This window comes from uncultured Alcanivorax sp. (assembly GCF_947258575.1).
GTDB lineage: Bacteria > Pseudomonadota > Gammaproteobacteria > Pseudomonadales > Alcanivoracaceae > Alcanivorax.
This window is the reverse complement of sequence record NZ_CAMYIV010000002.1, coordinates 43,209-56,720: the sequence shown is the minus strand read 5'-3', so window position 1 is coordinate 56,720 and position 13,512 is coordinate 43,209. Positions and strand designations below refer to the sequence as shown.

Annotated in this window: 9 protein-coding genes and 2 tRNA genes; 1 reads left to right on the top strand and 10 read right to left on the bottom strand. The window is 57.2% G+C overall.

The genetic code is table 11. From position 1 onward, the window contains the following. Positions 1-22: 22 nt before the first annotated feature. The 10 genes from pepN to Q0Y02_RS00345 all read right to left on the bottom strand — a co-directional run bounded on the left by pepN (position 23) and on the right by Q0Y02_RS00345 (position 11,321). On the bottom strand, positions 23-2,635 hold the full coding sequence (gene pepN / locus Q0Y02_RS00390) for an aminopeptidase N (protein WP_297762771.1): 2,613 nt from the start codon (positions 2,633-2,635) through the stop codon (positions 23-25). Between the two features lie 104 nt (positions 2,636-2,739). After that, a complete protein-coding gene (locus tag Q0Y02_RS00385; protein WP_297762767.1) occupies positions 2,740-5,226 on the bottom strand; it encodes a hypothetical protein in 2,487 nt (828 codons plus the stop codon). Positions 5,227-5,352: 126 nt separating this feature from the next. After that, positions 5,353-5,625, bottom strand: coding sequence for a DUF1315 family protein (locus Q0Y02_RS00380; protein ID WP_297762765.1), 273 nt, complete (start codon positions 5,623-5,625; stop codon positions 5,353-5,355). Positions 5,626-5,769: 144 nt separating this feature from the next. Further along, positions 5,770-6,699, bottom strand: a complete 930-nt coding sequence (locus Q0Y02_RS00375; RefSeq protein WP_273008808.1) for an NAD(+) kinase — start codon at positions 6,697-6,699, stop codon at positions 5,770-5,772. A 78-nt stretch (positions 6,700-6,777) separates the two neighbouring features. After that, a complete protein-coding gene (locus tag Q0Y02_RS00370) occupies positions 6,778-7,851 on the bottom strand; it encodes a cyclic nucleotide-binding domain-containing protein (protein WP_273008809.1) in 1,074 nt (357 codons plus the stop codon). 110 nt (positions 7,852-7,961) lie between these two features. Next, on the bottom strand, positions 7,962-9,338 hold the full coding sequence (locus Q0Y02_RS00365) for a hypothetical protein (RefSeq protein WP_273008810.1): 1,377 nt from the start codon (positions 9,336-9,338) through the stop codon (positions 7,962-7,964). Between the two features lie 668 nt (positions 9,339-10,006). Beyond that, a tRNA-Asp gene (locus Q0Y02_RS00360) sits at positions 10,007-10,083 on the bottom strand. Positions 10,084-10,117: 34 nt separating this feature from the next. Continuing rightward, positions 10,118-10,193, bottom strand: a tRNA-Val gene (locus Q0Y02_RS00355). A gap of 347 nt (positions 10,194-10,540) precedes the next feature. Next, positions 10,541-10,735 carry a hypothetical protein gene (locus Q0Y02_RS00350; RefSeq protein ID WP_273008811.1) on the bottom strand — a complete coding sequence of 65 codons (195 nt, stop codon included), beginning with the start codon at positions 10,733-10,735 and terminating at the stop codon, positions 10,541-10,543. Then, entirely contained in the window at positions 10,725-11,321 is a 597-nt protein-coding gene (locus Q0Y02_RS00345; protein ID WP_273008812.1) for a TetR/AcrR family transcriptional regulator, read from the bottom strand. The genes Q0Y02_RS00350 and Q0Y02_RS00345 overlap by 11 nt, the downstream gene beginning before the upstream one ends. 316 nt (positions 11,322-11,637) lie before the next feature. Between Q0Y02_RS00345 and Q0Y02_RS00340 the strand changes: the two genes are divergently transcribed. Continuing rightward, complete coding sequence (locus Q0Y02_RS00340) at positions 11,638-13,425, top strand: acyclic terpene utilization AtuA family protein (protein WP_297762757.1); 1,788 nt, start codon at positions 11,638-11,640, stop codon at positions 13,423-13,425. The last annotated feature ends 87 nt before the right edge of the window (positions 13,426-13,512 follow it).

Sequence of the window (13,512 nt, the reverse complement as noted above, 5' to 3'; positions counted from 1 at the left end):
TTCATCTTGTAGTCGATTCGCATCAAACAGCCAAAATCCGCCCAAGGACCTCGCTGAGATTGTCCGAGGCATCCTTTTCCACTCGCTCCAGGGCCGACGCTAGCTGCTTGCGGCGCCCGGGCTCCAGCTTTGACAGACGCGCGGCCGCATTGGCCAGCCGGGCAGCAATCTGGGGGTTAATCCCATCTAGCCGACTCAATGCTGCCGCGAAAAGGCGGTAGCCTTCGCCGTCGGGAGAATGGAAGGCAGACGGGTTGCCATTTGCGAGAGTACCCAGCAAGGCTCGCACCCGATTCGGTACTGTCCAGTCAAAAGCAGAATGGCTCATCAGTGCCTCTATTCTGGACAAGCTGGCCGGCCCCGGAGTCGCCGCCTGGACGGCAAACCACTGATCCATTACCAGGGCCTCATCTGACCAGCGTTCAGCGAACTGGGACAGAGCCTGATCGGCGCCGGCTAAATCGTAATGCACCAGCACCCGCAGTGCGGCCAGTTCTTCGGTCATGCATAACGGCAATTCAAACAGTTCTGCTGCCAATCGTGGCGCTTCCGGATGACCGGACGCTGCCAGGTAATCCAGTGCCAGATTGCGCAACTGGCGGCGCCCCATGGCCCGACCATCCATCTCCAGCTCGGTTGCAATCAGATTCTCAGCCAGTGACAGCCAGTGACTCTGCAATGCCTTGCCCAAGGCCTGCTTCATGGCACGGTGGGCAGCATGGACGCCGCCAGGGTCCAGAGGCGCATGCCTGTCTCCAAGGGCCACTTCGCCAGGTAATGACAGCAACAGAGCAGCTTGGGCCGGATCCTCATCAGCCCGACCGATCACTTGCTCCAATACCGGCACCAGTGCTTGCGCCTCGGCGGCTGCGTCGCCAGTCCCGTTCACCAGACGATCCAGCGCGGAGAAGTAAAGCCGCTGGGCAGCACTCCAGCGACAGTAGCCATCACTGTCGTAGGCCAGCAGACGGGTTAGCTGGTCATGGTCGAAGGCGTAGTCGAGCACCACCGGCGCAGAAAAGCCCCGCAACAGGGAAGGGGTAACCGGCCCTTCAGCATCAAAACTGAGGATCTGCTCTTCCCTGTCGAGAATAATGACCTTCTCGCGATTGCCCTGCTCATCCAGCGGCAACGGCTCACCAGCTTCGTCCAATAAGGCCAGACGCACCGGGATCATCAGCGCCTGCTTCTCAGCCTGCCCTGGTGTCGGGGGGGTGTGTTGGCGGAAGGAGAGCTGGTACCGGCCGTTCTCAAGGCGATCCGTCACAGTCAGCACCGGCGTACCGGCCTGGCTGTACCAGCGCTTGAACTGAGTCAGATCTCGCCCGGAGATCTCCTCCATACAGGCAACAAAGTCATCACAGGTGACGGCCTGACCATCAAACCGATCGAAGTAAAGATCCGTAGCGCGACGAAAATCATCGGCCCCTAGCAGGTGATACTGCATACGGACAATTTCGGCGCCCTTTTCATAGATCGTCAGCGTGTAGAAATTATCGATTTTCTGGTATTGCGCAGGGCGAACAGGATGGGCCATTGGCCCCTGATCTTCCGGGAACTGATGGTTGACCAGAAAATCCACATTCTCCACCCGTTGCACGGCGGCGGAGTTCATGTCCGCAGAAAACTGCTGGTCACGAAATACGGTAAACCCTTCCTTGAGACTGAGCTGAAACCAGTCCCGGCAGGTGACCCGGTTTCCCGACCAGTTATGGAAGTATTCATGGGCCACCACGGACTCCACCCGCTGAAAACCGGCATCGGTGGTAGTAGACGGGTGAGCCAGCACACAGGAAGTATTGAAGATATTGAGGCCCTTGTTTTCCATGGCCCCCATATTGAAATGGCTTACTGCCACGATCATGTAGATATCCAGATCGTACTCACGCCCGTAGCTGTCTTCATCCCAACGCATGGCATTCTTCAGCGACAGCATGGCGTGGTCCAGCTTGTCCAGATCGCGGTGCTCTGCATAAAGACGCAGCGACACCTGACGACCAGAACCGGTGGTATAGCTGTCCTCCAGACAGGCCAGATCACCGGCCACCAGCGCAAACAGATAGCAGGGTTTCGGGAACGGGTCTTCCCAGGTCACCCAGTGGCGATCGCCCTCTTCGCCCTGCTCTACCGGGTTACCGTTGGATAGCAGCAACGGATAGCGCTTCTTGTCAGCCCGCACTGTAGTGGTAAACCGGGCCAGCACATCCGGGCGATCCGGGAAAAAGGTGATACGGCGGAAGCCTTCCGCCTCGCACTGCGTGCAGTACATGCCGTTGGAGCGGTAGAGTCCGTCGAGTGCGGTATTTTTTTCCGGTTCGATATCTACAATCGACGTCAATTGGCAACATTCAGGCAGCCCCCTGACAATCAACTGAGAATCCCTGTACTCGTACCTCTCCTCTTCAAGCACAACACCGTCCAGGACCAACGAGCGCAGGACAAGCCCCTCGCCATTGAAACTCATCTCTCCCGCCGGGACCGGAGAAGCCGGGTTATGTTGGAGCGACAGCGTACTGGTAACTGTCGTCACACCATCATGGATATCCACATCCAGAACCACTTCGTCCACCAGATAGACTGGAGGCTGATACTCTTCCAATCGCGTGGTCTTGACTGCACTATGCGCGGTTTCCATGCATGACTCCTGCTGCGTTTCTGTTGCCGTCCATATTAGACACTTGCCCTAAACGACAACACCCCGCAGAAGCGGGGTGTTGTGATACAGGGATGGGAACCGGATTACGGAGTAGCTTCCACATCTCCAGGCGCCTGGGTACCTATGCCCACCTGTGCACCTGAGGACAACACAAAGCTGACTACCTGGGCCTGCATTTCTGCAGTAACCTGCGGCGCACCGCCAGACGGTGTCAGCAGCGAGCCATGCCCACCTGCTGTCATTTTCACGTAGCCCGGTGTGGCGGTCACATTAGCGGCACCAGGGCCAAACTGGGTTGCACCCGTTAGTGAAGCCAACGCCTCTGTCCCCATCAACGGCAGTGCCGGATCGCCATTCGGCACCACCATGTCACCATTCACCTGCTGAATCAGCACCGGCACACCAAGTGTTCCAAGGGTTTCGGCAAAATTCACCGGGTCACCAGAGGCTACTGTGCTTTGTGCAGCATAGAGGAATTTTTCGTAGTTACTGGTACCAACATTGACACCATTAGCTGCCAGGCCTGCCTGAATACGCGGGGCAAACGTCTGGGAGTTGTTAAGTATCTGGGTCAGCTGTGTCCCCCCTACCGACGCTACCAAGCCTTTAATCGGATTCAGGTTGCTACCAAAATTCATGTCGTTACCAATCGCTATCTGATTCACGGTGGTAAACACAGACCCGACGATCGCACCCAATGAAGCGCCCACGACAGTCACATTATCGGTATCCAGCGTGCCATTGGTGGCAATATCCAGATCGCTGATTGCCTGTAGGCTGGCATTCAGGTTCATCAGATCCATCACCGACTGACGCATGTTATCGCGAGTGTTCCCGAGGCTGGCCAGATTGATAAACCAGGCACCAGAACCATCAAGTGCTGTTGGTGTATCAAAGTTCATCAGGGCAGGATTACCCGTAGCATCCTGAACCACATTGAAATGGCGCTCGTGGAGATCTTCGCCGTATAGGGTGGAGAAAGGGATAAGTGCACTATTTTCCACATTCAACGCCGCTGCAAAAGCACTGTTGGCGGGCACACCATGTACCGGCAGGTCAATTGCTACGGTGGAGACACACTTGGATGCCAGTGTGTGCCCCAGCGCCATAACGGACGTACGATCGCTAGTGATGCCATGGACATAAATGACAACAGGGTAACCCGTGTTATCACGAACATTGGCACAGGTAGCGCCCATCAGTTCTGCCGGAGCAGTAGCCGGGTTCGGCAGAGTAACCTGAAGCGGCACCAACTCTTCACCGCTCTCTGCGGCAAAGGGGAAGCGGTAAGTCACATTGTAAGAACCGTCAATATCTGCGGGCGGAATACCCGGTCCTACCTGAGAGCCCAGCACCTGGTCCGCATTCCAGGTTTTTTGCAGGAAGCTGAAATCTGTAGGCGCAGCAGGCGCTGACAGGTAATAAGGCAACGAAATGCTACCGGTGTAAAGCGTACCAATTCCGGCAGCCAGCTGCCCGGCAGTCAGTGCCGAGAAATCCAGACCGGTTGCCGCATTTACGTCAATCGTTCTCTCTTTCGGCGTGCTCAGTAGCCCTCCGTTCTCCAGGTTGTTGGCCGCCGTTACTGCATCACCTGGTGCCGCACCACCATTAATCAGGGTTTGCGCAATTGCGCCACGGGGAGCCCCCATGGCAACCAATGGAGTTACCGGATCAGTAGTGGTAAATGTATAGGAAATCACCACAGAATCACGAGCCGCATCCACATCAAGCTCCAAAGCCTGGGCAAGAAAGCCGGAAGCGATCGCCTCCCACCCTTGCACAGCAGTGCGAACAGGCTGCAACGCGGAGGTCAGAGCAGGCTCGTTTTCCCCCAGAGTCTGATAAGAGCTTGATGGAGTAATCGGATCGCCATCCGTATCGAGAATGCCATCCGTCACGAAAACCAGATACTTGGTTTTAGCCAGCATTGGCTCCGCAGGGGTAATACGGAGAACGTTATCCGTGCCGCCATCCAGAGATTCTACTGAAGCAATGAAACCGGGGATCTGCTCAGCATTTACCGGATTCATAGGATCCACGTTTGCCGGATCCAGTGCGTCACCATTGCTGTTCAACGGAATCAGGAAAACATTGGGGACGCAGGCATCACCAAGCGCACAGACAGTGCTGGCATCAATTGAACCACCAGCAAATCCAATGTCGAAATACGCTGTCGTGGAAAACCCATCCAGATCATTGAGTGCAGCCTCCACCGCATTGGTAGGAGTCCCGACGTTGGCAGTGCCGTCAGAAGTGGCGGCCGCTGCAAAGATTAGATCAGTGTTAAGGGGCAGATCAGATGCCAGGGGGTCAAAACGGGGAAAAGTCCCGATTTGGGCAGCACCCTCACTTTGATCAGGGACGGTATCACTGCCGCCACCACAGGCCGCCAGTGCCAGGGCCACTGCCGCAGGCAGTACTTTCTTATAGATATGCATGGGTTCTCCCAAACCGTTTGTTATCTTTTTTATTTCTGCCTGCGCCGCAATCTCCCATAACGCAGCCAGAAAGACATCGTCCGCGTGCGCCGAATCTAGGCCGGCTAACTTACACAGTACAGTTGTCACCTAGGAAGAATACAGTATGTTTGGAAGAGCACCAACGGTCTTTGGCAGGAAAAGCTTGACGTTGGTCCGACAGGCGGTATCCGGGCGACGACCCGCCAGTCACCGCCCGTGGGACGGGCGGTCTGGCTACTGCAAACGATCCGGGGCGCGCAGGGTAACCGGCTGCTCCTCTGGCTCGTCCTTGCCACTCTTGCACTGCTGCTCCATGTAGCCTGAGCGCTGCTCCTCTGGCAGGTTCTTTGCCTCCCAGGCAATCACCGCCTGGAGGCAGGTTTCACGCTGCTCACGGCTCAGCGGCCGACCATCCGCCCACTTGCCGGTTTCAATAGCGCGGCGCATGTTGTCACAGACTTCCTGCGTCATGGCGGCGATCAGGTCATTAAAGCTTTGGTAGGTCATGACATTCACTCGTTTGAGGCACCCCGCCAGTTCGGCGGGGGTGGGCTTACGCCCGTTTCCGGCCTGGCTAGTCTGGGACGGATACAGGGAAGCCGCTGTTTGCCTGTAGCTATTAACTATTCACTGTTAACTATCAACGGGGTTTCAGCTGCTGTCACCGGGGCGGGTACTCCAGCCCAGCTTGGAGCGACAGGCCTGGTAGAAATCATGGCCAGGCGGGTGGATCAAATGCAAACGATGGGGCTTCTTGCGAATGGCGATTACATCGTCCACCTGCAGGCGAATCCCGGCGGTGCCGTCGCAGCTGACCAGTGGTCGGACCTTTTCGGTGGTGATATGAATCTTGATCTCGCTGTCCCCGGCCACCACCAGCGGGCGGCTGGTAAGGGTATGCGGATTGAGCGGCACCATCACCATGGCATCCAGCTTGGGATGCATGATGGGGCCCCCGCCGGACAGCGCATAGGCCGTGGAACCGGTGGGGGTGGAGATGATCAGGCCATCGGAGCGCTGGCCATAGACAAAATGGCCATCGATCACCAGCTCGAAATCGATCATGTGGACACTGTCACCGGAGAGCAGCACGATATCATTCAGGGCGCAGCCCTCGCCCACCACGGTCTTGCCCCGGCGTACTTCCAGATCGAGCAGGAACCGCTTTTCAGTGGTGTACTCACCGTCCAGCACCTGCCCCACCCGGCTTTCGATTTCGGAGGGAAGGATGTCAGTGAGAAACCCCAGGTGACCCCGGTTGACGCCCAGCACCGGCACATCAAAACGGGCCAGTGTACGGGCGGCGCCCAGCAGGCTGCCATCGCCACCGACCACAATAACCAGATCACAGGCTTCACCCATCTGCGTGGCAGATGCCGCTTGCAGGCCCATTTCTGGCAGGCTGCCGGCGATGTTCTTGTCGAGGATAACGGTACAGTCACGCCCGTTGAGAAAGTGAATCAACTGGCGCAGTGAATACAGCGCCTGTTCACTTTCGGAACGGGCAATCAAGCCGATATTGCGGAATTTATTGCTAAAAGTCTCTTGCGCCACACGAATCCTGGGCAGCCGCAGCTGCATCCGGTGAAGGGCTCGCCCTCCATCCGGTGAGCGACCACCCTGGCCCGAATCCGTGATTGCTGCATGGCAGCCGCGGATTCAGGCCTGTGTCAGGTACTCGTTCAGGTTAGCAGCATTGGCATTCAGGCCGCCATCCAGAACGATTACGTCCAAGCCGGCGTTTTTTAACAGAAAAGCGGCTGTGGCGCTACGTCGACCGGTATCACAGTAGGCAATATAGGTCTTGCTGGGGTCCAACAGGCGGGATTTCAGCCGTAATACATTCAGCGGCATATTGGTGGCGCCCACCAGGTGCTCCTGGTCGAATTCATCGCTGGTACGCACATCCAGCCACCAGGCGCCCTTTTCTGCGGCGCCCAATACATCCTCAGCGGGCATGGTGTTGATGATCGGCTCGCGCAGCAGGGCATCAAAGTCCTGACGCTCCAGTTTCATCAAGACCCCGTCGGTAGCCATGGTCACCGTGGCATTACGGGGCTTGCCGGAAAGCAGCGCCTCTTCGCCGAACCACTGCCCTTCTTCCAGCATGGCCACGGGGGTTGGGGCATTGTCGCCCATACTGATGGCCACCTCACAGACGCCTTCCTTGAGAATGTAGCAACAGTCTGCTGCCTCACCCTGGCGGATAATCACATCCCCTTGCTTGTGGCGATGAGCCTTCAGGCGCCGGAAGATTTCCAGAATATTACTGGGCGGTACCCGATGAAACAGCTTGGATTTAAGCAGTCGAATCATCCACTCCCGATCATTCTGATAAGCGGAGTTGGCGTTGATATCGAGAATCACGTAACCGGCAGACTGGTCCCAGGAAAGAATGGTGTCCAGCCGAAAGCTGTCAAAGCGGACCACACTGACTTCGGTCAGAGCCCGAGCCGTACTGCGGCGGGGCTGGGCATGCTCCAGCGGATGCCAGGATGCGGTATCTCCGGCACTGACGGTACGGGTTTTGCCCGCTTCATCGGTAAGCTCTACCTTGCCGCTGAGCAGATAGATGGTGGTGTTGTCCTTGTCGCCAAGCGAAAAAAGGGCATCTCCTGACGAATAACGGCACACCTCCTGCTGATCCAGGAGCCAGTCCAGCTGGTCTCCAGACAGCGCATTCACTGGCACAAAGGTCTGTAAAAGGCTTTTATCAATGGATTCCTGTGCCATAACTGCCGCTCCCGGTGTTCTTATTGTGACAACAACATCATGCTTTCAGCGTAGATAATGCAAAAAACCTACCATTTTTCAGTGAAGTGGCACTGAGTCACATCTGTTTATCAGCGAAAGCGCAGCACGTTATCGATCGCCGAGTCGTTGCGACAGTTTGGACAACGATTGGCATTGCAGTCGGAGACGCCGGGTTTGAACTGGTTAGGCACTTCCACCCGGATCACTCGCTTACCGCAGGGCTGTTGATCAGAGCCCACCGATACCTGGCACACGGGATTTTCATAATGGGCCAGCCAGGCCCGGTAGTGATCTTCAGTGACGAGACATTTACGCGCAGCGAAAGCCACTGGATTTTCCATGTAACTGCCGATCTGATCGGCCGAAATGGAAATATGCCCCGCACCGGGGTGGAAGGCGATAAAGCTGAGGCCGAGATTTTCCAGTTTTTCCAGCATCTTCTGGGCTCCAGTGCTGGCTTCCTTCACCCGATTTCGTTTTAGCTCGCCCAGTTCCTCCTTGAGCTGGTTAATCAGATCATCGCGGGTCAGCACATCCATTTCCTTGGCATGGATCTGCTCGGAAAGCTTCGCCCGTTCCTCCTCGATTCGCTGCTCCAGTGCCAGCTTGTACTGTTCGGTAAGCACTTCCAGTTCGCTGCCCTGAGTCTGGCTTTGGTGGCTCTGCTCCTCCAGGCTCTGAGTCAGTGAGACCACCTGAGCCTTGAGAGAATCATTCTGTTCACGCAACGCCCCATTCTGGGACTTGAGCGTCTTGAACTGGCCCAGAACCTTTTCCAGCTGAGCATTGAGGATTTCCTCCTTTTGCTGAGCGGCGTAGCGGAGTTGGCCCACTTCTTCGGACTGGGAATTTTCCAGTGTCTGTACCCGCAGGCGCAGCTCCTTGATAATGCGAGCCAGTCGCACCCTTTCTTCATCGGCCTCTTTCTTGCTCTCGTCATCGTCCGGGGCAATGGTGGGCGCTGCCGTTTCGGCACCAATGACTGGCGGGGCAGCGGCAGGGGTCGAATCCAGCTCGTCATCGATTTCCAGCCCCAGTTTCGGACCGCGCTCACGAATGGTGTCGCGAATGGCGATAAAGTCGTTGGCTCCCGGCTTCATGCCCGGATCCCACATCTGATCCTGGTGCCAGGCCACCGGACACTGGCTGCGGCAGGCCAGACGAATCGGCCCGGCCCCCATATCCGGCCCCTGCCCGGCATGTTCTGCCAGATGGCGCAGCGGCACATTCCAGGTGGTGTCGGCCATGCCGTCTTCATCAAAATCGATCGTAAAAAGGACCAGCGAACGTACCCGTAACTGACCATTCACCAGGCAGTAGGCACCGCGAACTTCCTTATCTGCAAATTCCGGCACACCCACCATGCCATCGAGGATCGCCTCAAAATCCGCATACAGCATGCTTTTGGTAATGCCCCGATGATCAAAAAACAGAATCGCTTCGGACGTCACGGAGGATAGAGGCATGTGTCCTTCCTTCCCTTGAGAATTATTGTAGTTGGCCACTGACTCGCCACAACATCACTCCCTGCAAGATCCAGAAAACACAGTAGCGACGGCAAAATCAGGGTGCTGCCAATTATAGTCAGCCCCTAATAAAAGAGTGTGACCTGAATGGCAGTAAAAAAAAAGCATACGAAAATACGCCCATTACTATGCCGCAAAGCAGCTGACGAAGACCAATAACGGCATCACGTTGCCAGAATCAATGTGTATTGAAGGGGGGGGGTAGGATCAAACCGCGAAGGATTAACAGATAGGGATGGAGACTGGAAAATCAGAGAGGGGTGGTACGGAGAGGAATCAGAGCTCCTCTCCGTCGTCCACCCAGCTGTCTTCTTCCTGCCACTCTTCCAGGCATTCCATCAGCTGCTTCTCTTCCAGTCGCTCTTCCAGATAGTCTTCCATTTGCTTGCCCTCCTTGTCTTTTTCAGTGTTGTGGGCCTGAAATTAGACAGGGTTTAGGTGACAAGTTCATGAAATAGAAGGCATCACGCCTGATGCTCGACGTCGAATGCAATAAAACAGAGCAAGGCACAACGCACAGCCGCAATAGATCAGGCGTCAGACAAAGGATGACAGGGGAGCAGAAACAAAAAAGGCCCCCATAAATGGGAGCCTTTAATGCTGAATAGTGGCGGAGCGGACGGGACTCGAACCCGCGACCCCCGGCGTGACAGGCCGGTATTCTAACCAACTGAACTACCGCTCCACTTTTCCTTACGGAACTCTTCACTTACAAAATATGGTGGGTGGTGACGGGATCGAACCGCCGACCCTCTGCTTGTAAGGCAGATGCTCTCCCAGCTGAGCTAACCACCCGCATCGCGCTGCGAAGTGGGCGCCATTTTAGGGATTGGGCCGGGGGTGTCAACGGCTTTTTGCAGAAAAAAGTCCGTTTGCCTAGAAAATGGGCGGAACGGGCAAATCTTGCACAGAATAGCCCTGTAGGAACGGAGCGTAGCGGAGTAACGCACGTAGTTCCGCGCGGCCCGAAGGGTGAGCGAAGCGAATAACCCATGCTTGCATGGCGAACCGAGCCACAGCGAGGAAAAGGCGGTGCCGGCCGTTGCTCCCGATCCCAAAGAAGAAGCTGTCGAAGCCCGACAGACCTGGTCGCCCGAGGGGGCAAGCATGAGCTCCTACAAGCGGCTAGGCAGCTTGCCGTTTCAGCTTTCTTCCGCCTCCAGCGCCTCAATCTTCGCCTTTGCCTGCTCCAGGGTGAATCTGCCCGGTACCGCCTGCCCGCTCGGTTTGGCAATCAGGTAATGATGCACATCCAGCGCCCAGGTCTGACGGTTAAGCTCTCCTTCCTCGATAATGGAGTACCCGCTCTGTCCCCAGCCGATGGCATTACCGATCATGCTCACCCACCACACGAGCCAGAATAATGTCCGCCAGGTCATCCAGGGTCAGGGAACCGTCCCGATCAAACCAGTTGGGCGCCCAGCCTGTCATACCGGTGAGCAGGCGGCGAACGATGAAGGGATCATCCCGGAACGCCCCCTGCGTATGTAGCGCATTGAGTGCATCAAGCCACAGTTGCTCATAGATGGCGCGCAACTCCAGGGCTTTGCGCTGCCTGTCCTCACCGAGACAACGCCACTCTGTCACCAGCACGGTCATGGCTTCAGCGGTATCGCCGACAATAGACTGCAGTTCCGCACGGATCAGTGCCCGCAGTTGCCCCTTCGGTGAGACTTCAGCTGCAATAGCCCGGCGCAGGCGATCCGTATTGAACTGGATCACCTCTTCCATCACCGCAAAAAGGATATCTTCCTTACTCTTGAAATGATGGAAGATGGAGCCGCTCTGGATGCCCACGGACGCAGCGATATCCCTTACCGTGGTGCGATCAAAGCCCTTGTCGCGAAACAGGTGGGCCGCCGCACTGAGCAGGCGCCCGCGGGGAGAATCATCGATTCCATTAATTGCCAGTGACTCAGCCATTGGTATCCTCTTTTTTGTATCCCCGCATTATCCCGATTACAGGACGCACGCTGCAAGCGCAGCACAATCACCATGCTCCCACTAAAAACCCCCTAGGAGCGCCGCTTGGGGCGCGAACCACACAGGCTCGAATTGCAGGAAGCGAGTTCCGCCATTCGCTGCTCGCGACTCGCATCTCTGCAAAGCCCTTCGCGCCTCAAGCGGCGCTCCTACAGCGGCTTCGAATAAATGCTCAGCAAGACATCTGGCTCTTTACAAACCAAGCGCTTGCTTGGTAGCTTACGAGACCACGCTTATACACGCAAATGGAGCCACCATGACCGAGCCCGTTCGCATCGGCTGTGCCGCCGGATTCTGGGGCGATACCAACAGCGCCGCCTTCCAGCTGGTCAAGCAGGCCGCGATCGATTATCTGGTGTTCGACTATCTGGCCGAGGTCACCCTGTCGATCATGGCCGGGGCCCGCATGAAGGACCCCAGCGCCGGTTACGCCCACGACTTCGTCAATAATGTCATGGCGCCGCTGGCCAAGGATATCAAAGCAAAGAACATCAAGGTGGTCAGTAATGCCGGTGGGGTAAACCCCCGCGCCTGCCGGGAGGCCCTGGAGAAGGTGTTCGAGGCCGCCGGGATCGAGATGAAAATCGCCCTGGTAGAAGGCGACGACCTGAACCCGCGCCGCAACGACTTTGCCGATGTGACGGAAATGGACACAGGCGCTCCCCTGCCCCCCATGACAGTCACCATGAATGCCTACCTGGGCGCCCTGCCCATCAAGGCAGCTCTGGATGCCGGCGCCGATATCGTGCTCACCGGCCGCATCGCAGATTCCGCCGTGGTACTGGGCCCCCTGATGCACGAATTCGGCTGGGCTGAAGACGATTACGACAAACTGGCCCAGGGCTCCCTGGCCGGCCATGTGATCGAATGCGGCGCCCAATGCACCGGCGGCAACTTCACCGACTGGCGCGATGTGCCTGACTTCCACAACATGGGCTTTCCCATTGCCGAATGTTTTGCGGACGGTCACTTCGTCATTACCAAGCCTGACAATACCGGTGGCCTGGTCAACACGGCCACCGTCGGAGAGCAGATCGTTTATGAAATCGGCGACCCCCGTGCCTACATGCTGCCCGACGTGGTCTGTGACTTTACCCAAGTAGAACTGGAACAGGTCGGCGACAACCGGGTTCGCGTCAGTGGCGCCCAGGGCCTGCCCCCCACCGACAGCTACAAAGTCTCCGCCACCTACCCGGACGGCAATCGCATCACCGCCTCCTTCCTGATGGGCGGCATCGACGCTCCGCAGAAAGGCCAGGTGGTCGCCGACGCCATCCTGAAAAAGGTGGCCGGCCTGTTCAAGCAACTGGGCATGGCACCCATGCGCGAGACCAGCGTGGAAATTCTCGGCAGCGAAACCACCTATGGCGCCCAGGCCCGTCGCGGTGACACCCGCGAAGTGGTGGTCAAGATCGGCGCTCTGCACGATGACAAGAAAGCCCTGGGGTTGTTTGCCAGAGAAATTGCTCAGGCCGCCACCGGCATGGCACCGGGACTGTCCGGCCTGGTAGGCGGACGCCCCAAGCCGTTTCCGCGCATTCGTCTGTTCTCCACCCTGGTCAGCAAGAACAGCATTCCGGTTACCGTGGACCTGGGCGGCGACACCTTGCCGGTGACCATCCCGGCCGGTACACCGTTTGATGCCAACACCCTGCCAGAAGACAACCGGGGCGACATCGCTACCGGCGAGGTGGCCGTGCCACTGATCAAACTGGCCTGGGCGCGAAGTGGCGACAAGGGCAACCACGCCAATATTGGCGTCATCGCCCGCCAGCCGGAATACCTGCCGTACATCAATGCCGCCCTGACGGAAGACGCCGTGGCCGACTATATGCAGCACGTGCTCGACCCGGACACCGGCAGCGTCAGCCGCTGGTCACTGCCGGGCATGAATGCCTTTAACTTCCTGCTGAAGAATGCCCTGGGCGGCGGGGGCATTGCCTCCCTGCGCATTGACCCGCAGGGCAAGGCGTTTGCGCAGCAGTTGTTGGATATGCCGGTGAAAGTGAGTGAAGAAATCGCCAAGACACTGACTGACAATTGATGATGTTGTGGGAAGTCATGCTGTGCATGACGAATCGGCGTTAACAGCAGTCAACGTTATTCGCGATGCAAGCATCGCTTCCCACAA